The sequence below is a fragment of the Pandoraea norimbergensis genome (genome assembly GCF_001465545.3).
Lineage (GTDB): Bacteria > Pseudomonadota > Gammaproteobacteria > Burkholderiales > Burkholderiaceae > Pandoraea > Pandoraea norimbergensis.
Window position 1 is genome coordinate 4,398,976 of the sequence record NZ_CP013480.3, and the last position, 22,304, is coordinate 4,421,279.

The 22,304-nt window shown below is 60.8% G+C and carries 20 protein-coding genes; 11 read left to right on the top strand and 9 right to left on the bottom strand.

Annotation, left to right across the window (positions count from 1 at the left end):
- Window position 1 precedes the first annotated feature (1 nt).
- From AT302_RS19240 to AT302_RS19260, 5 genes are read left to right on the top strand one after another with little or no spacing between them, the layout of a single operon-like run.
- Window positions 2–436, top strand: a complete 435-nt coding sequence (locus AT302_RS19240; RefSeq protein WP_058375387.1) for an ExbD/TolR family protein — start codon at window positions 2–4, stop codon at window positions 434–436.
- A 31-nt stretch (window positions 437–467) separates the two neighbouring features.
- Complete coding sequence (locus AT302_RS19245; RefSeq protein ID WP_058375388.1) at window positions 468–896, top strand: ExbD/TolR family protein; 429 nt, start codon at window positions 468–470, stop codon at window positions 894–896.
- Window positions 897–953: 57 nt separating this feature from the next.
- Window positions 954–2,306 carry an MFS transporter gene (locus AT302_RS19250; RefSeq protein ID WP_058375389.1) on the top strand — a complete coding sequence of 451 codons (1,353 nt, stop codon included), beginning with the start codon at window positions 954–956 and terminating at the stop codon, window positions 2,304–2,306.
- Between the two features lie 6 nt (window positions 2,307–2,312).
- Entirely contained in the window at window positions 2,313–3,329 is a 1,017-nt protein-coding gene (locus tag AT302_RS19255; protein ID WP_058375390.1) for a dipeptide epimerase, read from the top strand.
- 15 nt (window positions 3,330–3,344) lie between these two features.
- Window positions 3,345–5,027 (top strand): serine hydrolase domain-containing protein, encoded by a 1,683-nt coding sequence (locus tag AT302_RS19260; protein ID WP_167365814.1) that lies wholly within the window; start codon window positions 3,345–3,347, stop codon window positions 5,025–5,027.
- Window positions 5,028–5,112: 85 nt separating this feature from the next.
- On the opposite strand, the gene AT302_RS19265 is transcribed toward AT302_RS19260, so the two are convergent.
- Both AT302_RS19265 and AT302_RS19270 read right to left on the bottom strand, forming a co-directional pair.
- Window positions 5,113–6,747, bottom strand: a complete 1,635-nt coding sequence (locus tag AT302_RS19265) for a serine hydrolase domain-containing protein (RefSeq protein WP_058375392.1) — start codon at window positions 6,745–6,747, stop codon at window positions 5,113–5,115.
- Window positions 6,748–6,776: 29 nt separating this feature from the next.
- Window positions 6,777–9,065, bottom strand: coding sequence for a TonB-dependent receptor (locus tag AT302_RS19270; protein ID WP_237171969.1), 2,289 nt, complete (start codon window positions 9,063–9,065; stop codon window positions 6,777–6,779).
- A gap of 283 nt (window positions 9,066–9,348) precedes the next feature.
- On the opposite strand from AT302_RS19270, the gene AT302_RS19275 reads away from it, so the two are divergent.
- Both AT302_RS19275 and AT302_RS19280 read left to right on the top strand, forming a co-directional pair.
- Window positions 9,349–10,461, top strand: a complete 1,113-nt coding sequence (locus AT302_RS19275) for an ATP-binding protein (protein WP_237171970.1) — start codon at window positions 9,349–9,351, stop codon at window positions 10,459–10,461.
- Between the two features lie 119 nt (window positions 10,462–10,580).
- On the top strand, window positions 10,581–12,038 hold the full coding sequence (locus AT302_RS19280; protein ID WP_058375394.1) for a M81 family metallopeptidase: 1,458 nt from the start codon (window positions 10,581–10,583) through the stop codon (window positions 12,036–12,038).
- 159 nt (window positions 12,039–12,197) lie between these two features.
- On the opposite strand, the gene AT302_RS19285 is transcribed toward AT302_RS19280, so the two are convergent.
- Window positions 12,198–13,430 carry an NAD(P)/FAD-dependent oxidoreductase gene (locus AT302_RS19285; protein WP_058375395.1) on the bottom strand — a complete coding sequence of 411 codons (1,233 nt, stop codon included), beginning with the start codon at window positions 13,428–13,430 and terminating at the stop codon, window positions 12,198–12,200.
- A 1-nt stretch (window position 13,431) separates the two neighbouring features.
- Window positions 13,432–13,785, bottom strand: a complete 354-nt coding sequence (locus AT302_RS19290; RefSeq protein ID WP_058375396.1) for a RidA family protein — start codon at window positions 13,783–13,785, stop codon at window positions 13,432–13,434.
- A 198-nt stretch (window positions 13,786–13,983) separates the two neighbouring features.
- Between AT302_RS19290 and AT302_RS19295 the strand changes: the two genes are divergently transcribed.
- The gene (locus AT302_RS19295) at window positions 13,984–14,625 is read left to right on the top strand and encodes a helix-turn-helix domain-containing protein (protein ID WP_058375397.1); all 642 of its coding nucleotides are present in this window, start codon (window positions 13,984–13,986) and stop codon (window positions 14,623–14,625) included.
- 8 nt (window positions 14,626–14,633) lie between these two features.
- Here AT302_RS19295 and AT302_RS19300 read toward each other — a convergent pair whose 3' ends face one another.
- Both AT302_RS19300 and AT302_RS19305 read right to left on the bottom strand, forming a co-directional pair.
- A complete protein-coding gene (locus AT302_RS19300) occupies window positions 14,634–14,972 on the bottom strand; it encodes a hypothetical protein (RefSeq protein ID WP_157125833.1) in 339 nt (112 codons plus the stop codon).
- Between the two features lie 5 nt (window positions 14,973–14,977).
- The gene (locus AT302_RS19305) at window positions 14,978–16,021 is read right to left on the bottom strand and encodes an alcohol dehydrogenase catalytic domain-containing protein (protein ID WP_084656331.1); all 1,044 of its coding nucleotides are present in this window, start codon (window positions 16,019–16,021) and stop codon (window positions 14,978–14,980) included.
- Between the two features lie 127 nt (window positions 16,022–16,148).
- On the opposite strand from AT302_RS19305, the gene AT302_RS19310 reads away from it, so the two are divergent.
- Window positions 16,149–17,054 carry a LysR family transcriptional regulator gene (locus tag AT302_RS19310; RefSeq protein WP_058375399.1) on the top strand — a complete coding sequence of 302 codons (906 nt, stop codon included), beginning with the start codon at window positions 16,149–16,151 and terminating at the stop codon, window positions 17,052–17,054.
- A 60-nt stretch (window positions 17,055–17,114) separates the two neighbouring features.
- Here the strand turns inward: AT302_RS19310 and AT302_RS19315 are convergent, their stop codons facing one another.
- Genes AT302_RS19315 through AT302_RS19325 form a run of 3 tightly spaced genes read right to left on the bottom strand, consistent with a single transcriptional unit; the run spans window position 17,115 to window position 19,211 of the window.
- Window positions 17,115–18,119: a CobW family GTP-binding protein gene (locus tag AT302_RS19315; RefSeq protein WP_058375400.1), complete on the bottom strand. Its 1,005-nt coding sequence runs from the start codon at window positions 18,117–18,119 to the stop codon at window positions 17,115–17,117.
- Window positions 18,089–18,409 carry a hypothetical protein gene (locus AT302_RS27720; protein WP_167365815.1) on the bottom strand — a complete coding sequence of 107 codons (321 nt, stop codon included), beginning with the start codon at window positions 18,407–18,409 and terminating at the stop codon, window positions 18,089–18,091. The genes AT302_RS19315 and AT302_RS27720 overlap by 31 nt, the downstream gene beginning before the upstream one ends.
- 28 nt (window positions 18,410–18,437) lie before the next feature.
- Window positions 18,438–19,211: a GntR family transcriptional regulator gene (locus AT302_RS19325; RefSeq protein WP_058375402.1), complete on the bottom strand. Its 774-nt coding sequence runs from the start codon at window positions 19,209–19,211 to the stop codon at window positions 18,438–18,440.
- A gap of 115 nt (window positions 19,212–19,326) precedes the next feature.
- Between AT302_RS19325 and AT302_RS19330 the strand changes: the two genes are divergently transcribed.
- Together AT302_RS19330 and AT302_RS19335 are read left to right on the top strand one after the other, a co-directional pair.
- A complete protein-coding gene (locus AT302_RS19330) occupies window positions 19,327–20,724 on the top strand; it encodes a dihydroorotase (RefSeq protein ID WP_058375403.1) in 1,398 nt (465 codons plus the stop codon).
- Window positions 20,725–20,812: 88 nt separating this feature from the next.
- Window positions 20,813–22,279, top strand: a complete 1,467-nt coding sequence (locus tag AT302_RS19335) for an MFS transporter (protein WP_084656335.1) — start codon at window positions 20,813–20,815, stop codon at window positions 22,277–22,279.
- The last annotated feature ends 25 nt before the right edge of the window (window positions 22,280–22,304 follow it).

A 22,304-nucleotide genomic window follows, 5' to 3' on the forward strand; every position in this document is an offset into this window, starting at 1 on the left:
CATGGCGATATCCCTGTCTGGCGGGAGCCGTGGCGCAGAGCACGACGAGGTCATGGCGACCATCAACACGACGCCGCTGGTCGACGTCATGCTGGTGTTGCTCATCATCTTCCTGATCACGATTCCCGTGGTCTCGCACACCGTCCCCGTCACGCTTCCGAAGGAAGCCGTTCAACCCTTGCAGACCACACCGCAGAACGTTGTTCTTGCCGTGACAAGCGACGGCGAGGTGTATTGGGACGAGCGACGTATTCCCGACGCCGCAACGTTGCTGGACAAACTCAAGACGGTCGCTGTATTGACGCCCCAACCCGAAGTGCATATTCGCGGCGATCTCGACGCTCGCTACGCCGCGATCGGACGGGTTGTCCTGGCATGCCAGCGTGCGGGTATCGCCAAAGTCGACTTCATCACCGAAGCGCCGCCGCGCCAATAGCGCGCGAGACGCCCTACATCAGGAGACTTCCATGGCAATGACCATGCCATCGGGCGCTGACGAAAACGGCGACATCATGGTGGAGATCAACACGACGCCGCTCATTGACGTCATGTTGGTGCTTCTGATTATGCTGATTCTCACCATCCCGATTCAGACGCATGCCGTGAAACTCGACATGCCCACCCCTTCCAATGCCTCACCGCCGACGCTTCCGCTCGTCGTACAAGTCGACGTCGATGCGAGCGGAGTCGTGGCATGGAACGGCTTGCCGCTTAGCGACCGCGCGCAATTGGAGACCCACCTTGCCGAGGCCGCATCGTCCACACCACCAACTGAGCTTCACCTTCGCGCCGACGCGACGGCACCCTATCGGTCGGTCGCCATGGTCATGGCGTCGGCGCAGCGGCTAGGGGTGACGCGCATCGGGCTGGTTGGCAACGAGCGCTTCGCGCAATGACATCACGTCGGAGCGCCGATGTCCTCACGCGCTGACGCACTCAATACTGGACTTCAAATGTTCGATTCGAATACCGAAAGGCCGCGGTATGCACCAACGTCAAGCCGCGAGCGATATGCGGGGATCGGAGCGTGGCTCGGACTTCTCGCCCTCGTCCTCGTGACGTTTTTCGCCAACGTCGATCGCCAGATGTTGGTGCTATTGGCCGAACTCATTCGCACCGAGTTCGGCCTCGCCGATATTCAGGTGGGGCTTTTGCAAGGCGCCGGCATTGCGCTATTTGCAGGCGCGGCAGCCATTCCGATCGGATGGCTCGCAGACCGCGTGGATCGTCGTGCCGTGCTGGTACTCTGCATCCTGCTCTGGAGCGCCGCGACCGCCGCCTGCGGTTTCGCGACCGGATTCTGGACGCTCTTCATCGCATCGATCGGCCTGGGCATCGGCGAAGCAGGCCTCATGCCTATCATCTACGGCTTGCTCCCCGACCTGTTTCCGGCGCGCCAGCGCATCCTCGCCAACTCGGTCTTCGCACTGGTCAATCTTCTCAGCGCGGGCGCGGGCATGGCACTGGGCGGGTTACTCATCCAGGGGATCGACACCATGCATGGCGTATTGCCCTTCGGTCTGGGAAACGCGTCCACGTGGCGGATTGCATTCTTTGCCGTCGCGATCCCCGCGCCTCTGCTGGTATTGATTGTCGCGATGATCCGGCCCCGCTATGCCCATTCGGACACTCAGCGCTCGACCGGCAACGTGCCGGTGCCTGGGCTCGCCGCGGGTGAATACTTTCGCCGGGAGATGCCGATGATGATTCGCTTTTTCGGTGCCATCGCGCTGATCAACATGGCCTTTGCCGGTATCACCACCTGGATGCCGGTCGTCGCCGTCCGCTTCTTTGGTGCAACGCCTGCAACGGCCGGTGCCGGACTCGGCAGCGCCGCAATGACGGGGAGCGTCATCGGATGCGCGCTCGGTTGGCTGCTCGCTCGCCGCCTGAGTTCGCGACTCGGCGTGCTCGCCCCGCTACGCGTATGTGAGTGGGGGGCCCTGGGGGCATGCGTCGTCAGCCTCGGGTATCTGATCGCACCATCCGTGTCCTATGTCTACGTCCTGTTCGGCGCTCAATTCATGTGCGTCGTGGCGGGCATGATCATGTTTCCGGGACTGATGCAGAGCATTTGCCCGCCTTATCTAAGGTCGAGAGTGGCGGCCATCGGTGTGCTGACGACGGTGCTAATGCAGTCCGGCAGTCCTGTGGCCATTGGCCTGATGTCGGATCACTTGCATCGCACCGAGTCCGGTCTCATATGGGCCATCGTTGCCGTGGCGTTGCCCGGATTCATCGTGGCCTGCCTCTTAATGCGCGGTGCGGCCAATGCCGTACGTCTTGCCATCGAACGCTACGCCTAAGCGCCAATGACCATTCCCTGCAAGCTTTCCGTTCGTATCGAACAGTGGCCGCTGGCCACCCCCTTTCACATCTCGGGCCACACGGTCGACGCGGCCCGCGTCCTGGTTGTCTCGTTGCGATCCGGGCAACACCGAGGCCGAGGAGAGGCCGCCGGCGTCTACTACCGTGGAGAAACGCCTGAGGGCATGGCCGAGCAGATTGCCGCCGTACGCCCCCTGATCGAGCAAGGCATATCCCGCGAGGCCCTCATCGGGTTGCTGCCTGCCGGCGGTGCGAGAAACGCCCTCGACGCGGCGCTATGGTCATTGGCCGCTCAGCGCTGTGGCATGACGGTCGCACGACTGGCCGGACGCGCCCGGCTGCGCCCACTGCGGACGTCATTCACCGTCGGTGTTGATGCCGCCCCCGCCATGGCCGAGGCGGCGCGTGGCTTCGAGGGCGCCGTTGCGTTGAAGATCAAGCTCGACGGCAGCGCAACCGACGTAGATCGACTTGTCGCGATTCGCGCGGCTTGCCCTGGCGCTGCGCTTTCCGTCGACGCTAATCAAGGGTGGACGCAAGAACACATGGTTCGGATGCTGCCGGTCATGCAGCACGTTGGCGTCGACCTGCTCGAGCAACCCCTGCCGGCAGGCGAGGATGAGTGCCTTGAATCCATGCGATATCCGATCCGCATGGCGGCAGATGAATCGTTTCAGGATCTAGACGATCTCGCCACGGTCGCCCGCCGGTACGACGTCGTCAACGTCAAGCTCGATAAGTGCGGCGGCCTCACACGTGCACTCTCTCTGGTCGCGCCGATTCGAGAGCTCGGACTGTCGGTCATGGTCGGATGTATGCCCTGCACATCGCTCGGTGTGGCCCCGGCCTACATTCTGGGGCAGCAGTGCGACCGGGTAGACCTCGACGGGCCCTGCTTCCTGGCTGAGGATCGTGCGCCCTCGTTCCAATACCTGAACGGTTATCTGCAAGGCCCCGAGAGCGTCTGGGGTCGCGACGACGCCCCGTATGAGATGCATTGATCCAGGAGGATGGCCGTGTCGGCACAGGAACAATTTGACGGTACTGCTCTGAAGGCGCTGTTTGATCCGTTCAACCGAAGCGATTCACCGGGCGTCGTCGCCGCCGCCGCCATTGACGGCGAGGTCGTGTTGCGCAAGGCCTTCGGTATGGCGGACGTCGGACTGGGCGTGGGGTTGAATGTGCGAACCCTGCTGCGTATCGGATCGACGAGCAAGCACATGACTTGCCTCGCGGCCTTGCTGCTCCGGGAAGCGAAAGCGCTGGATATCGATGTGCCGGTCCGCCGCTATTTACCGGAACTGACCGGGGTGGCCGGCGACGCGACGTTACGCGCGTTCATGTTCCACACAAGTGGGCAACGGTGCGCGCTCGACGTATCGCTCCTTACTAACGGGTTGGCGGTGCCGCAGACCGGCTACCTGCTCGACATCATGCGCCGGCAAACTAGTGTCAACTTTCCCACGGGCGAGCGGATGATGTATTGCAACGGCGGATATCACCTGATTTCGCTGGCCATCGAGCGTGTCAGCGCACAACCTCTTGCAACGTTTCTCGCCGCCGAAGTCTTCGACCCATTGGGCATGAACGATACGTTTCTCCTGCCCGACGACTATCGAATCCGCAGCCATATGGCCGCCTGCCATGTCCAAAACGGCGAGGGTACTTACGATCGGGGGATATTTCCTTCGCGAGAAATTCTCGGTGAAGGCGGTGTCGTCTCGTGCGCGGACGACATGCTGAAGTGGTGTTCGCATTTGCGTGGCGAAAAACGCATAGGCAATCCCGACACATGGGACTTGATGTTCTCTTCGCCCATCTTCTCCAGCGGTCTGCGCAGCGATTACATGATGGGCTTAAGGCGCACGCAATATCGCGGATGCGAACTGATCCAGCATGCGGGCGGTGTCGTCGGCGGATCGTGCCAGATGCTCTGCGTCCCCGAGCACGGCATCGATATCGTGTTGCTTGGCAATGGGGCAATCCCGGCGCCGGCCGCGTTTTCGCTTCGCATGCTCGACATTCTGTTGGCGCCCCCGATGAAGCGCTACGCCGCTCCAACGCCCGCCAGCATGGGCCGCTGGCCCGGACGCGCGGGGACCTATCGCGAGGAGAACAACGACATGGTGTACGACATCACCGATCGCGCCGGAGACATGACGCTTAGCGGGCCGCTTGAACCGAGCAACCCAATGCTCTATCCGTACGATCGCGCCGAAACTGGCACCTGCGAGTTTTCCTTGGAATCGAGTGGCGACGGCACCTTTCTGCTTCAGTGGGGAAGCGCCGTCAATCCGGATGATGCCGAGGCTTTGCGCATCTCTCATTGCGGCCACACGGCAATCTATCGGCGTGTCGAGGTATCGGCGTCGGTAAGCGTCGAAGTTATCGATTCGCTAAGTGGCGCCTATGCCAGCGAAGAAGCCGATGCTCGCGCTACGCTGCGCCCTTCGGTGTTGGTAGATGAATCGCGTGACGACGTTTGCGCGATTATGTCGCTCGAGATAGTGGGACGCGCGGGCGAATGCCACTACGACATCTTTCCAGTCGACGTCGATCTTTTTCGCTTCTCGCCCCGCGCACCGAATGCCGTCAGAACGGGAACGCTTTCCATCGTGAGGCACCCCGGCACGGGGCGTGCCGAGGGATTCTCCGTCAACACCAACCGTACTCGAAACCTTCGATTTGCCAAGTCTTGAGCGTACACGGCAGATACCACAGAGCGCATCGCAGAGGTGGGAACTGACGTTCACAGTTGTTCTCAGTTCCCACCGTCCCCCAACGTCAGTCAATACGAGAGAACGCCAGCCCTCGCGTGCGGGATGTGGAGAGCGAAAAGCGGATGGCCTTGTCTGCGCTGCGCTCCACCCGTGCCGTGCCTGTCGAGAGTGCTGAAGCATCGGCAGGCGCGAAGGTCCAGACATCGCGGGTTATCGCACTCAGGCGATAGCGCACACTTCCCGTAGCACCGCGAATGGCCAGCGTCAACTTCCCGTCCTCGATTGAGACGACGGCGTGGGCGTCGGCATCGTGGCTAAAGTATCGACCACAGATTCCGTCCATTTCCAACGCCTCATCCGGCAGGACAATGTCGTATCGGCGCAGAGTCACGGCATGCCCGCTCTCGATAACATCGATGGCCGAAACGTCGCCCGCCGGCGTACGCGCATGCGGCACCACACGAGTCTGCGCACCCGCACCATCGTCGATCCGGTATCCGAGCTCAGCCGCGATGAGTGGTTGCGGAAGGTGTGTCTGATTATGTGTCGTTGCGTACCAACCGTCGTCCCGCTCGATGATTTCCACCCACTGAAGCGGGTCGACGGAAAGATATTTCCCGCGCAAACCGGGATTGTCCGACGTCTGTGCCGGCCCTTGCCGCGGCGGACCGAGGACGTCATCGCCAAGGACGATATCGACAATCTCGGTCGCGAGCGCGACGGGATCGACTGGGGCGCCGTTGCTCATCAGCACAATATCCAGAGCATGTGAGGGAACCGTCAACATCTGACTGCACCCACCAAAAACGCCGCCCGCATGATGAATGGTTTCCACGTTACGATATCGGGTGCGTATCAGGCCCAGCGCGTAGACGCCGAGTTCTCCACTCGAATACCGAGGCATCGTCAGCATCTCACGCCACGTATCGGGACTACCCAGCTCGGTGGGATGACGAAGATGTCCGGCCCACTTCAACATATCGTCGATCGTGGAGACGATACCGCCCTCCCCCAGTACATCGACACTCGGAAACAGTCCGCGCAAATACCCGCCATCGCCATCAGGAACATGCTGTGTGGCCATGCGTGGCCTGATCCGCAAATCGTCACTGACGGATTCCGTGTCGTTCATGCCCATCACGCGGAAAATCCGCTGCTTGAGAAACCGTTCGAACGACATGCCGCTGACGCGCGCAATGACCTGCGACAGGAGGTGATATCCCCCGTTGCAATAGATCATGCGCTCGCCCGGCGGGAAATTAACATCTTGCTGACGAAGCTCGATCGCCAGCGGCACACCCGGCCCGATCGTGGCAACGCCTTGCGTCATCACTGACAAGTCCAGATAGCATCGATAGCCACCGGTGTGCGTCATCAACTGACGCAGCGTTGGCGCCCCCTTCAATTCCGGCAATTCGGGAATATAAGTGCGCACGCCCGCGTCGATATCCAGTTTGCCGTCCTCTGCGAGCAGCAGGGCCGCAAGACACGTGAAATGTTTGCTGGTCGACCCGATGCGCATGCGGGTCGCCGAAGTGTTCGCGACGCTGTGCTCGAGGCTCGTCATGCCAAAACCCTTGCGGTACAGTGCCCGTCCTTCATGGGCAACACCGACCACGAGCCCCGGCGCGTCGCCTCGGTTGAACTTCGCCAGATGGGCATCAAGGCGAGCGTGCAGGTCTTTCTGCTGCAAAGTCATTGAGAGTCTCCGGTATTCGGTCACGGGATTCAGAACGGCACGGTGAGCACAGCGCCGATAGTGCGCGGCTGTGCCACGCTGACCAGCGCCGGCCCGCCGAGTGGCATCAGTGCGGTGCCTGCGGCTAGAAGCGCGCGGCGGTCAAACAGATTGCGCACGTAGAAGTTCAAGCTGGCGCGGCCGAAGTCGATCCCCGCCTGAAGGTCGGTCACGGCGTAGCCCGGCAGCAGGTAATCGGGCCTGCCGCTGCTGCCGCTAAATCCAGAGTGGCGACGGCCGACGAATCGTTCGCTAAAGCCGACGTACGAGGCGTACGTCCCGAGCGAGAAGTGGTAGGTCCCGGTCAGCGTGGCCGAGAACTTCGCCGAGTTCGGCAGCGGGTCGCCCGATTGCGTCCCAGTTGCGGCGTTGCCTTGCGTCAGCTTGGCGTCGATGTAGGAAAAGCCCAGGCCAAAGCTCCAATGCCGATCAGGGCGGAAGCTGCTCGCCAGCTCGAACCCTTTAACGCGTGCATTACCCGCGTTGAGCACCTGATTGACGCCGTCCACGGCACCGAGCTGCTGAATGTTTTTCCACTCGATGTCGTAAACCGTGGCTGAAAACGAGAGACGTTTGTCGAACAAGTCGGCCTTGTAGCCTGCCTCGTAGGTCCAAAGCGTATCGGGCTGAAACGTTGGATTGCCATTGCCGGGAAGCCCTGTGATCGGGCTGATGAGCTGTGCGTTCGGCCCACCGGGACGATAGCCGCTGGCCGCGCGAACGTACACGTTGCTGTTATCGGTTAACCCATAGCTGGCCGTCAGCATGTAGGTCTTACTGGTGTCGGACGACGGCGACGAAGTCGATTGCGGCGGGCCACCCAGAAGCCCCGACGTGGTTTGATCGTAATTCTGCTGGTTGTGGGCAATTCTGACGCCACCCGTGAGTGCCAGACGTGGCGTCACGTGGTACGTCAAATCGCCATACGCCGCGTATTCGGTGTAGGTACTCGGTGCCACCAGCCCAGAGAGGGTGGCCTGCGTCCCGTTAGGGAATCCCGCGAGAATGCCTTGATCCGATTCACTTCGTTCTCGGGTAAAGAAGAGCCCGCCTAACCATTCGAGGCGTTGGTTCGCCGCCGATGTCAGACGAAACTCTTGCGTCACCTTGTTCGTTTTCGCAAAGTTTGCCGCGACGACCGAGTTCAAATTGAGCCCTTGCGCAGCGAGCGCCGGCACGTAGACCACCGACAGATCCTGAGGCTGGTCTGTCTTGACCGATTGATACGACGTGATCGAGTTCAGGCGTGCCCAGCCGAAGTCGTACTCCACGCCGAGGGAGTAGAGCTGAACGTTTTGATGGAACGGCTCCGGGGCATAAACGCGCGTTGTCAGATCGCCATCGATGGGTTGGCCACTCTTGTCGTAGGCAACGTAGTTAGGGGCGTTGCGATTGATGTTCTGCGTGATCGCGCTCAGCCGCACGGTGAATTGACTCGTGGGTGTCAACAGCAAAGACGCGCGCGCGCCGTACGTATCACCTCTGTCGATGCGGCTCCCCGCCTGCGGGCCAACGGCGTCGATGTAACCGGCATCATGCTGGCTAAACGCCGACACACGCACGGCGGCTACATCGCTCTTGATTGGAATATTCAGGACCGCGCTGGCCGTATTGCCGATGCCACCATGTTTTGTCGCCGACATTCCCGCGCTCGCCTGCCCGGAGAATGCGTTGGTATCCGGCTCGTTCGTAACGTACTTCAACAACCCGCCCATCGCCCCTGCGCCGTAGAGCGTGCCCTGCGGCCCTCGCAGCACTTCGATGTGATTCAGATCCAGCAGGCTCATGTCCAGTGCAAACGTGGCGCCTTGCGAGAAGACCGTGCTTCCCCCAAACGCGACATCGTCGACGTAGACACCCACTGTGGGTCCGGTTTGTTCTCCGGTCGTCACACCACGCATGCTGATTTGTCCGGCACCGCTTCCGCCTTGGGTATTGAGATCGACTCCAGGTTCCGACGCCAGAAAATCGGACATCGTCTTCGCGCCGCTCTTCTGCAACTCGTCCGCCGAGATGACGTTGATCTGCATCGGCACTTCGCGCGCAGGCTCGCGACGACGCGTGGCGGTCACCACCACGGTGTTGAGTGTCGCGCCGTCTTTCGCCGACGCTGCGGTCTTGGTTTCTGCGCTTTCTGCGGTATTGCCCGGACTTGCGTTGGTCTGCGGTGCCGGGTTAGCGCTCTCCGCGTCGGCACTCACCGCCGACGCCGCACCGGGCGGTGCTACGGTTTGCGCATGTCCATAGGCCGTCGCCAGCCCCAGCAGCGAACCGACCAACCAGGTTCCTCCGCGCGGACGCAGCCTGAATCGGTGCAAAGTGACTGCGGTATGCCTGCGATGTTGTCTGATTGCCACTGTCGTCTCCTCCGGGATTTCCGCACTTCGGTCATCACGAATGCCTTCGCGGTTTGGATCGTTTAGCGTTGTGTGTCCACGCTGATTCGAGTCTTAGCTCCGGGATAGACGTTATTTGCGCGATATTTCTGGTTCATGTGGACTTTGTATCGCCCGTGAAACATAGCCACGTGAACGCGGCTTCCGAATCCACGGGAATTCGAACGTGAGGTATGCACCGGAGGATGTTTCCGTCCTGAAACAATCTGTTGACGAAGCCGCTACATGGGCGCGGGATAATGGCGGCATGTTCGAGTCCTCTTCCACGGCACCTGCCGCAACCATCATGCAAAAGCCATCGTTCGACTCTGCGTTCTATCGGTTGCTGTTTGTCATGCTCGTCATGGTGGCCCTGACACAAACCGGTACCGCGACACTGATGTACACGCTGTACTCCGCAGCGGCTTTTAAACCACCGCCCGGCATGTCAAACACGCAGCAGTGGGCACTCGCCACCGCTGTGCAGATCGTTCCGCTGCTCGTCTCCTCCTGGGTCGGCGCGCGAATGCTGTCGATACCGTTTAAGTCGCTGGCTGCGGGCGCCGCAGAGCTGTCACGCAACATGGACGCGCCACCGATTCCGGAAGCCGGCCCCATCGAAGCGCGACAGGCCGCTCGTGTTTTCAACTCGATGCAGGCGGCGATACGCCGTCAGGTGAACGATCGCAATCGCTTTCTCGCAGCCGTCTCGCATGACTTACGCACACCGCTCACGCGAATGCGTCTTCGGCTTGGGGCGCTCGACGCCTCGGAGTTCAGTGATCGACTGGTTGCCGATATCGATGAGATGACGCAACTGCTCGATGCAACGCTCTCGTTTCTGCGCAATGAAGCTGTCACCGAAGAAGTCAGCCCCATCGACATCGATGCGCTCGTGGACGCCATTGCGGAAGACGCGATGGAGCGTGGCCAGAAAGTCTCTGTGCATGGCGCCATCGCGCCGCTGCTTGCGCAGCCACTAGCATTGAAACGTTGTCTCAGCAATCTGGTGGCGAACGCTATCCGCTACGGCGGCGAGGCTCGAATTGAACTCATCGACGGCCATGACGCCGTTCAGATAGATATCGTCGATCGTGGCCCGGGCATTCCGGAGCGTGATCTGGAACGGGTGCTGGAGCCATTTTTTCGGCTCGAACAATCCCGCAACCGGGACACTGGCGGTACAGGGCTCGGGCTGGCCATTGCCCACGACGTAGTGAAGCGGCACGCCGGATCGTTGACACTGATCAACGGCAGAGAGGGCGGGCTGATCGCACGCGTTGTGCTGCCGAGGCGATAGCGCTCGCAAAGTCGCCTTCCGGGGCTTCTGTGTCAATGTGGATACACATTGCTCACAATCCGGCAATGCGGTCCCAATAGAGTGTGTGTCATGGCATCCATCACACCTCTGGACTCGCAATGAAGATCTTCGCGGCACAGCTATCGACCGAAACCAATACCTTTGCGCCGTGCCCCACGGGCTGGGGCGGATTCCAAGAATTCGGGATCTTTCGAGGCGACGCAAGCCTGCGCGCACCGGAAAGCGTGGGCTATCTGATGGCCGAACTTCGACGACTCGCCGAGTCGGACGGAAACGAAATCGCGGAAGGGTTAAGCGCAGAAGCGCAGCCTTCGGGCCCGGTGATTCGAGAGGTCTACGAAACGCTACGCGACGAGATCGTCGCCGGCGTACGCGCAGCGCTGCCGCTCGATGCCGTTGTACTCATGCTCCACGGTGCCATGGTGGCGCAGCATCACGACGACTGCGAAGGCGATCTCCTCGCGTGCATTCGTGAAGTTGTCGGCCCCGATGTACCGATCGCGGCGACGCTCGACCCGCATTGTCATTTCACCGAGTTGATGCAGTGTGCGGCCAATATTCTCATCGCGTACAAGGAGTATCCGCATACCGATGCGATCGACCGATTGCGCGAAGTCTATCGGCTGGTGACGCAGGCGGTCGACGAGAAAGTCACCCCGGTGACAGCCGTGCACGATTGCCGCATGGTCGGGGCATGGCATACCACGTCGGAACCGATGGCCGGTTTTGTGCGGCGCATGAAGTCCTTCGAGGGACGCGACGGCATTCTCTCCGTATCTCTCGGTCACGGATTCCCTTGGGGCGATGTTCCCGAGGCGGGCGCGAAGCTTTGGGTGATTGCGGACCGCGACCCCGCACGCGCCCGTGCGTTAGCGCGTCAGCTCGGTGACGAATTCTGGGCGATGAGACACGAGGTTCAGCCCCAATGGCATGACTTGAATCACGGGCTCGACTTGGCATTGGCCGTGGGCGCTGGTCCGGTGGTCGTGGCGGATGTGGCGGACAATCCCGGCGGCGGCGCCCCCGGGGATAGCACCTTCGTCCTTCGGCGGATCGTCGAGCGCGGTATCCCTGATGTCGCGCTGGGTTGCTTCTGGGATTTGGGTGCCATTCAAATCTGCGCCGATGCCGGCGTCGGTGCCACGCTCGATCTTCGCATCGGCGGCAAATGCGGGGTCACTTCAGGTGACCCTGTGGATCTGCGCGTAACCGTCCGAGCCGTACACGATACACATTCGCAAAGCATCCAAGGAATGTCGATGCCACTGGGCCGCTCGGTTTGGGTCGAAGGGCCGAACGGGTTGGACATCGTGCTCGTTTCTGTGCGAACCCAAGTCATGGGTGTCGATGCGTTTACCGGCATAGGCATCGCCATGGACGCCAAGCGGCTCGTGATCGTGAAGTCAACTCAGCACTTTCAGGCCGAGTTTGCGCCTCGGGCGAAGGCGATCTTTCACGTCGCGGCGCCGGGCGCACTGACGCCCGACTTCGCGGCAATTCCGTACCGCCGCCGCGATCTCAATTACTGGCCACGCGTCGAAAACCCGTTCGTGTAATCCGAAGTGCACCGACGCCACGGACGGCCGTTCCGATCGTTTGCCGGGAATCGCCAAAACCCCGGCAAATTTTGCCCTTCTTATCGAAGGGCTTTTTTTCGTCTGAAGCGCCGCAGGGCGGAGGCATGTCTCGAACGAGGGGAACGGTGCTGCACAAAGTCAGAATCGGTCAGCACGAAATGGTGAGGGGTCGACCAACGTCGGTGTGCCGGTGAGCATCTCGGCAATTAAACGTCCTGTCACAGGACCGAGCGTCAGGCCATGGTGGGCATGACCGAAGGCGAACCAGAGGTCGCGATGCCCAGGCGCCGGGCCGATGATCGGAAGCATGTCGGGCGTGCAAGGGCGGCAGCCCATCCATGGGGTCGGTTCGACCGGCGTTCCCAATGGGAACAAACGTCTCGCCAGCGGCTCGACTGCCGCGAGCTGCGCCGGTGTCCGAGGTGCGTCGCGTAACGCGAGTTCGACGCCCGTGGTCAGACGAATTCCCTGACGCATCGGTGCGATCAGGAATCCGCTTTCGGCATCCAGTACCGGTTGATTCAAGCTTGCGCCGGAATCGGGCCGGAAATGCCGGTGATAGCCGCGTTTGACCATCAACGGCAGCCGGTAACCCAGCGCTTTCGTGATCTTATCGGACCACGGCCCCATGGCCACTACGGCGTGCCGGCCTTCAATTTCGCCTTCGGTAGTCTGTACGCACCAGTGGGGACTCAGCGTAGTCGCGTCGCCGCGAATGATGCGCCCGCCTATCGACGTAAAGTACTGCGCATAACGAGTCACCAACTCACCCGGATCGCGTATCGAATTCGAGGCGGTATGTCGAATGGCACCTGCGAGGGTTGCGGAGAGCGACGGCTCATCGCGCTGAAGCTGCGTCGCTTCGAGCCGCTCGAAGGGCACGTCGTACTCACGTTGCCACCGCTCGGCTTCAAGATGAGCGGCGTCGAGTGCAGCACGTTGATGGAAGACCTTGAGCCACCCGCCTTCACGTAGCAGGTCATCGGCGCCCGCAAGGCTGATGAGTGTCTTGTGCTCAGTCACGCAATGCTCGATCAGGGTGCTGTATTGACGGGCGATGCGAGCATGGCGATGTGGCGCTGAGTGATGCCAGTAGCGCGCGAGAAACGAAGCAATGCCCGGCAGCGCCGACGGGTGATAGCGCACGTCCGTCGATCGATTACGCGCGTAGTGAAGCAACGCACCGAAATGCCGAGGAAACGCGTAGGGATACATGCCCTCACGCTGTATCAATCCGGCGTTGCCAAACGATGTTTCCCGCCCGGGCGCTTCACGGTCGATGAGGACTGTTGTCAACCCACGGCGCTGGAGATGGATTGCCGTCGACGCGCCGACGATCCCCGCTCCGAGTACGAGAACGTCGTATTTCATGCTAGGCCAACGCCGTCACGGCAATTTCTACGTCGAAACCCGCTCGCATCAGTGGCGACTGAACGCACGCGCGCGTAGGCGCATTTCCTTCTGGAATCCAGACATCCCATATGCGGTTGAATTCATCGAAATAACGCGCATCGGAAAGCCAGATATTCGCGGTGAGAAGATGGGTTTTGTCCACGCCTGCCGACGCTAGTAGCCCATCGATTTGCTTCAGGACTTCGATCGTCTGCTCGGTAATCGTGGCGTGCTCCGTCATCGGCACCTGACCGGCCAGATAGACAACACCACCAGCAACCACCACCTGACTCATACGGGCATTCGTTTGCAAACGCGTGATTTCTTTCTTCATTGTTGGACTCGGAAAAAAGTGACGATGCGGTGAATGACGATGCGGCCGTCAACGCCGACGCTAAGTGTGTGCGGCTATTCCGGTTATCATATATGAGAATTTTAATTCTCGTATACGAGAAAACACTGAGAGATTGACACCATCAGCTATGCAGGGCCGGTTCGCATCGCCGGGTCACGCGTGGCCTATATCAGCCCTATGACGCCATCGACACGAAAGAAGCCCGCTTCGGCAGGCAAACAGAAACGCAGCGATAGCCAAGTCAGTCACGAAACCGTGGGTGCACGATTGCGAAATGCGCGCAAGGCGAACGGGCTGACACTCAAGGCGTTGAGCGAGCGCTCAGGCGTTGCGGTATCGACGATCTCGAAGGCGGAGCGTGGCGACATTGCCCTCACCTACGATAAGTTTGGCGCACTGGCATCTGCCCTTGGTCTGGATTACGCCACCCTCTTCGGGCAAGGCGACGCCGAACCCGCCGAAGGGATCCGCCCATGCTTCACCGAAGCGGGAAAGCAGGCGATATACGAAACACCCAACTATCGCTACGGCATGATCGCCTCGGATCTTGCCCACAAACGCATGGTGCCGATGCGCGCCCACATTCGAGCGCGCAAACTGGAAGATTTTCCCGATTACATTCGCCACGAGGGCGAAGAGTTTGTTTTTGTTTTATCGGGCAGCTTGCTTTTGCAGTTTGAAAATAACAGCGAATTCCGTCTGGCGCCGGGAGATAGTCTGTATTTCGACAGTGGCGTGGGGCATGTCTATCTGAGCGAGCACGATGGCGGCGTGGACGCCATCGTCTGCTGCGTAGATGTGAATCGCGCGGGCGCATGAGCGAGACATCACTCCTCTTCCGCAATATCCCAGTACCGGTCATTCCAGAATACATAGTAGGAATGACCGGCATCCAGTGTGTAGGTCTTGATGCGTCCGCTCCTCGTCCCGTTGTCGGTGGATATTGATGCCGTAAACGTTCTGCATCCGGGGTCGCCGATGTCCATTCGCTGCCCCGGCTGCAAGGTAATTTCATTCGACCCGGATTTTCCGGATCGGTCACGGCACTCCACGACGAAGCTCACTCTCGTATCCGGATCGTTTCTAATCGAAAAGTCTGCCGCGAAAGCTAGCGTCGGCAGCACGGAAAAGGCAGCGCAACACAGGGGAGCCGTCAGTATTTTCATGGCGCTCATCCTTGATCGCTATGGATTGCCGAGGGCGTGAATACCCCGCGAAAGCGCATCTTCCCCGTCGCGAGACGGTCGTACGCTTCGGTCGCCTGCTCAAGCGCAAACGTCTCGACGATGGGCTTCACTTTTCCGTTGGCGGCGAGATCGAGTACCTCGCTCAAATATCGCAATCCCCCATGCGTGGAGCCGACAACTCGTTGGCGCATCATGTGGAATGGCTTGCCCGCGGACGAGATCGAGAATGGCCGGCTGAAATCCAATCCGCAAAGCACGACGCGACCGTCAACACGCAAGCCCGCCATGGCTTCCTCTGCCGAGCCGAAATCGTTGGAGGTCACCAGCAGTACATCTGCCCCGCCGATATCGCGAAGTTCTGCGCCGTTGGCAACGACGTGTTGCGCGCCCAACTGCGTTGCCAACGCGTGTTTGTCCGCAGAATGTGTGATCGCAATCGTCTCGAACCCGCACGCGCTCGACAACTGCAAGGCCACGTGCCCTAAGCCACCAATGCCCAGCACAGCGACTTTTTCATGCGGTTGCGGCGCGGCATCTCTGAGTCCGCTCCATGTGGTGTAGCCGGCGCACATCATCGGCGCAGCATCCACGTAGGCCAGCGCATCGGGTAACAGCACCGTCCCTTCTGCGGCCACGGCGATGTATTCCGCGTGTCCGCCTTGGGACGCGAAGCCGGTGGTGCGCGGTGCATCGCAATTCATCGCCGTTTGCCCGGACAAGGGGCGATTCTCCCGACAATACGGACAGCGCCCGCATGCCGACTGCACCCACGTCGTGCCGATTCGGTCACCCACGCGTCGCGTGTGTACACCGGCGCCCACTTCGACAATTTCGCCAACGACTTCGTGACCCGGTGTCTGCGGGTAAATGTCACCGCCATAACCTTGCGTCGACCACACGTCGGTGTAGCACATCCCCGAGGCATGAACCTTGACCAACACCTGACCCGGCTCCGCCTTCGGGACTGGAACTTCCCACAGCTCCCAAGGCCGATTGCCCCCCGTCATCACGACTGCCTTCATCTTCATTGCTGGCTCCTTGTACGACCTGAATTGCGGTCGGTGGTCGGTGGTCGCTGATTACGTAGCGCCGAGAAACCAGCCCAGTCTAAAAAGGACGCATTATTATTACAATCTCGCCAATCTTGATACAAACATGAGTGCCATTCACCAATTGAGAAGCGCCGACATCTTCTCGCTCAACGTGTTTCTGGCGGTGGCCACGCACCTCAGTTTTCGGACAGCGTCGATCGAGCTGGACATCACGCCGTCGGCAGTCAGTCACTCGATCAAGAGTCTCGAGCAACGACTCGGGGTTCGCCTGTTCAATCGCACCACGCGAAGTGTGTCGCTAACGGACGCTGGATCACGCCTCGCTGACAAACTTCGCCCTGCGATTTCATCGGTCGCCGAGGCGATGCAGACCGTTGACGGGCTACGCGACGAACCGAGTGGTACGGTACGTATCAATGCGAGTGAGGGAGCAATCGATATGGTGTTGAAGCCGGTACTCGCACGCTTTCTACGCGAGTATCCGAAAATTCATCTCGATATCGTGACGGACGGAAAGCTCAGCGACATCGTCGCAGGCGGGTTCGACGCCGGTATCCGGCTCACCGAAGCGGTGCCACAGGACATGATTGCGGTTCAGGTGTCGGGGCCGGTCACGTTTGCGGTCGTCGGGTCTCCGGCGTATTTCGCTTCGCATGGCCGCCCCAAGGTGCCGCAAGACCTCTATCGGCACGACTGCATTCGCTTTCGCTTTGATAGCGGTGCCATCTACCGATGGGAGTTCGAGCGCAAGGGCGTTGTTGAAACGGTGAACGTCACCGGCCCGCTCACGCTAAATCATCAACCGCTCATGGTGAGCGCAGCGCTCGACGGTATCGGCATCGCTTTTGTACCGGATCACCTCGCCGAACACGCACTGGCCGATGGCCGTCTCGAGCGCGTACTTGCCGATTGGTGCCCGGTCATGCCCGGGCTGTGTCTCTACTATCCGAGTCGGCGGCACGTAGCGAGTGGTCTGCGTGCGCTCATCGATATGATGCGCATTCCTTGATGGGGATTCGGGGTCGCCAACGCCGGACGTGTGTCAGGTTTTGCCGCTCGCCGCGCGTTGTTACTGCATCGTCAGCGCGCTGAAACCCGGGTCGATCAGCCGGGCATCGGCAAACCGATGCAGCGATTCGAGGATGCGCGATTTATCGAGTCCATCAGTGATGAACACGAGTCGCGATGTCGACGATTCGCCTTCGATTCGTGGCAAATGGCTGGGCGGATAGACGCGATGACGCACGCCCTGCACCACCAGTTGCCCGGGTGTCGAGCGTATCGACAAGACAGATTTGAAGCGCAGAATGCGGTCGCCGTGACGGTTGAGCAGCGCGGTGAGCCAGACCGAAAATGTGGCCCAGTCGAGCGACGCGTCGAGCGCGGTGGAAAAACTCTGCACGGAACTCGTGTGCACATGCGCGCCCGTCGGACGTGCGGGGACGATCTCACCAATGGCCGTGGCTTGTCCCGGCGCAAAGAGCCGATCGGGCACTTCGCTGGTCATGATGGCGCACGCCGGATTGACGGCACGCACGGCGTCGACGAGCGTGCTCAAGTGGCTCTCGTCGAGTAAATCTGTCTTGGTGAGTGCCACCCGATCGGCTGCGGCAAGTTGCGCCGCAGCTTCGGGAAATCGCGCCAGCGACTCAATCCCTTCCAAAGCGTCGAACGTCGTGATGCATGCGCCGACGCGCAGGTATTCATCGAGATTCTCATCCGACAGCACCGTCCCCAGAATGGGCCCCGGGTCGGCCAGACCGCTGGTCTCGATGATGATGCGCTCCAGTTCTGGCAGTTCACCGCGTGCACGACGAGTCAGCACGTCGAGCAGCGTCTCGCGCAGGTCGTCGAGTACCGTGCAGCACAGGCACCCGTTGGCGATGGTCGCAATCTCCGAATTGAGATGCAACGTCAGACGGTCGTCGATCGACTCGCGCCCGAACTCGTTGATGATGACCAACGTCGACGCGGGCGGACGTTGCGCCAGAAAGCGCTTGAGCAGTGTGGTTTTTCCACTGCCGAGAAAGCCCGTGACGATATTCAGTTCGAGACGCGGTACGAGTCTGACCATGACGATTGCGCGACCGTGAAGTCGCCCTCCAGAGGATCGATGAGGGTGTGGCCCAGACGCTCGGCAACACGCCATAGCGACGACAAATCGGAAGCCAGTTGACGGCGGCCGCTAACGTCTTCCACGCTGTACGACTCGCCGTCCCAGTCTTCGGCTTTCAAGCCGTGCGGACGCAGAATTCGGTTGATCAGCCGCAGCCGGCGAGCGCGCTCGCTGCGATTCTCCAGAATGCCGGCGGCAACGGAGTGCTGGCCCATCGGGTCGGCGGCGTCCGTCCAATGTTCACTCACGCCAAAGACGGCGCACACTTCGCACATTTCAGATCCCTCCGGTAAGCCCCGGTACATTCGCCAGCGTGCCCACGGCCATGCTGCCCAGCGCACTCAGCGAGATGTACTCGGTCACGCGTTTGCGCGCGAGATTGGTGTGGGAGGCGGCGAGCTGGTCCGCCCGCTCGGCGTCCCGCACGCGAATGGCTTCCAGAATCTCGCGGTGTTCTTCCAGAATTCTGTTCAGGTGCGCCTGCCGGGCCTCTTGCGTCGGGAAGGTCTCGTAGCTCATCGCCAGCCGCGCGATCCGCAAATTTTCGGTGAGTAGATTGGCGTAGATCTTGGCGAGCACCCGATTGCCGCAGGCGTTACCGATGGCCAGATGCAACTCCCAGTTGCCATCGATCATGCCGTTGACGTCTTCCTTCTCATGCGCTTGCTCGAACGCGACGACCAGTGCCTCGATGCGAACCAGATCAGCGGGCGTACGCCGTAGCGCCGCCAGTCGCGTGGTGGCGCGTTGCGTCAACTCGAACGCCTCTAGATGCTCCTGCAACTGTGGGATATCCATCGACGACACTCGCGCACCGCGATTCGGCAGCAACGAGATCAGCCCTTCTGCGGCCAGACGAATCATCGCCTCGCGCAGCGGCGTGCGCGAAATACCTAGTTCGTCGACAAGCGCCTGCTCGTCGATGTCGTCGCCGGGATGCATTTCGAGCGAGACGATGCGATCGCGCAGCAACTGATAGGCCTTGGAAGCCCCGGAACCCTTGACGTGTTTGGTCGCCGCGTCTTGAGCGGCCTCTGCTTTCTTGCGCATGGTGAGACGGAAAGTGATCGATTGGCAGCCAGTGTAGCGAACAATCCCCACTTGACACAATATTTTTATACACAAACAATTTGTTGTGTATTTACTGTGTATTTTGGAGATTGAGATGAACGAACAACCCATGGATCTGGTGATCAGGCGCGGCCGAGTGCACACGCCGGAGGGGTTCTCGACGCTGAACATCGGCATACGGGGCGGGAAAATCGTGGCATTGACGGACGACGCGAACACGCCCCCGGCGCTGCGTACCATCGACGCGAATGGTCTGGATGTGCTGCCGGGAATGTGGCACGTGCATTGCCACTTTCGCGAGCCGGGGCACACGTACAAAGAGGATTTCACGTCGGGCACGACGGCCGCGGCGGCCGGCGGCATTACGTTCTGCATCGACATGACGAACAATGATCCGCACCCCACGACGCTCGAGTCGTTCATGCTCAAGCGCGAAACCATCGCGCCGAAAGCGCTGGTCGACTATGCGTTGTATGGCGGCGGTTTGTATCCGAAGACAGTCGAGGCGCTGGCCGAGGCCGGGGCAATTGGCATCAAGGTGTTCAACACCCGGCACGTGAAAGAGGTGTATCCGTACATTTCCGAGTTGGGCGTAGTCGATCACGGCATCCTGCATGAACTGTACGAAGCGGTCGCCGACAAGGGGCTGGTCTGTGCCGTACATCACGACGACAGCGAGTGGTGCAAACGCCTGACGTTTCGCGATTACATCAATCCGGGAAAGACCAGCAATCGTGACTACATGGAGGCGTACGAGCGCGGTTACATGTACGGCCACGGCATGGCGGCAGGCTTGGCCGCGTCGATTTATTACGCGCGGCTGACCGGTGTTCGTCTGCACGTTCTGCACATGGGGGTGATGCCGCCGGGGGCGAACGAACTGGTGAGACAAGCAAAGGCACAGGGGCAGGACATCTCCGGCGAGATGGAGTCTGCAACGCTGTTCATGACACGTGCGCAAGCGGAGAAAGTGGGGCCGGGTGCCTATGCGTGGGCCTACGCGCCGGAGAGCCATTGGGCGGCGGTTCGCGACGGCACGGCCGACATGCTAGTCGGCGAGCATGCGCCTCACACGCTCGAAGAAATCACACCGGGCTGGCAGGACAACTTCTCGGTCCCGCTGGGCATTACAGGGGCGCAGGAATTCATTCCGCTGGTGCTCAATGCCGTGAACGAAGGAAGGTTGACGCTTCAGGATGTCGCGCGCCTTTGTGCCGAAGCGCCGGCCAAACGCTTTGGTCAATACCCGAAGAAGGGCCGTATTCAGTGTGGCGCCGACGCCGATTTCACCATCGTCGACATGGCGCAAGCGCAAACGTTTACCGTTGCCGACATGCACACGAAAGCCGGATACACCGCATGGGAAGGTATTCATACCACGGGCATGCCGGTCTACACCATCGTGCGTGGCGAGACGGTGATGGACCACGGCAAGATCGTCGGCACGCCGGGGCATGGCCAATTTCACCCGGGCACTGGCGCATCGGCCTGACGAAAATCGACCTGATACGTAGCGACGCAATGCTTCCCCATGACAACGGTGTGGGCGCGCAGGCCTGCACCCACAGACAGACCAGAACATGACGACTTCTCAATTCGACGCTCGCCAGACCGGCGATGCCGGCAGGATCTCCGGTAGCGGTGCTGTCCCGGGCTCCGCCACTTCGGTGCCGACGCATTCGGTACTGACTCAGCAGGACATTGCCCGGCGGCTCGACCGCTTGCCGGTGTCGCGCTTTCACCTGACGGTGCTTGTCGTTGCGGCGCTCTCGCTGTTTTTCGACACGCTCGACACCGTGATCACCGGCTTCGTGCTGGCCACGTTGCGGCCGCTGTGGGGTTTCGACGCCGCGACGATCGGCGTGATTTCCGCCATTGGGCTAGGCGGCTATCTCGTGGGTTCCGCGCTGGCCGGTTTCGCCGCCGACCGGTTCGGGCGCAAACGGATGATTATGCTCACGCTGGTGCTGTATTCGCTGTTTTCCGCATCGCGTGGGCTGGCGAACGACGTGTGGTCGTTTGCGGCGCTGAACTTCTTTACGTGGTTGTTCGTGGGGGCGGAAAGCTCGATCGTCCCCGCGTATCTGGCCGAACTCTGGCCGACACGCGTGCGCGGCAAGCTGGGCGGCTGGATGATGGGCTTCTTTGCGTTGGGTATTGCCGTGTCGCCACTCTGGGCATTGAACATCATCCCGCATTGGGGCTGGCGCGCTGCCCTGTTCCTGACGCTGCCGTTCGCCATCGTGGTCGGCCTGATGCGCTCGGGTCTGCCCGAGTCGCCACGCTGGTTGTTGCTTCGCGGACGAGCGGCCGAAGCCGAGGCCGTGCTGGCGTCGATCGAGCAACGTGTCGGGCGACAGTTACCCGACGACGCGGGGGTGACCCCCGTTGCGCCCGCCGTTGCCGCCAAACCGGCCAAGACCTGGCGCGCCCGGGATTTGTTGAGTCCGCGCTTTCGCAAGGTGACACTGATGTTGTGGGCGGCGTGGTTTGCCGAATACGGCGTGCTCTATACGTTCATGACCTTCGTGCCGACGCTGCTTGCCATGGAAGGGTTCAGCATCGTCAAGTCGTTCGAGTTCTCCATTGCGATCTACGCATCGGTGATCCCGGGGTATGTGTTCGGCGGCTACGTGGTCGATTGGCTCGACCGTAAGCCGACGGCCATTCTCGCCTTCATCGGCACCGCTATTTTCGGCACGTTGTTCGGATTGTCGACAACATCGGGGGCGCTCATGGCGTTTGGCGGACTGACGGCATTCTGCCTCGCCCTTGGCTCGACAGCGATCTACAGCTACACGCCAGAGCTGTATCCGACGGAGATTCGCGCGACGGGGATGGGCCTTGCGTCGGCTTGGGGGCGAGCCGGTGCGATTCTGTTGCTGCTGGTCTTCGGCGTGTTCGCCGTGCTCAAAGGCAAACTGTTCGTGTTCATCATCAGCGACGTCATCCTGCTGGTAGCAGCGATTTGCATCGCACTTTACGGTCCGTCGACCAAAGGAAGGTCGCTGGAAGACGCATCGACCGGGGCGTTGCCGGAGAAATGACAGCAAGGGTTGCGAGGGCGATTCG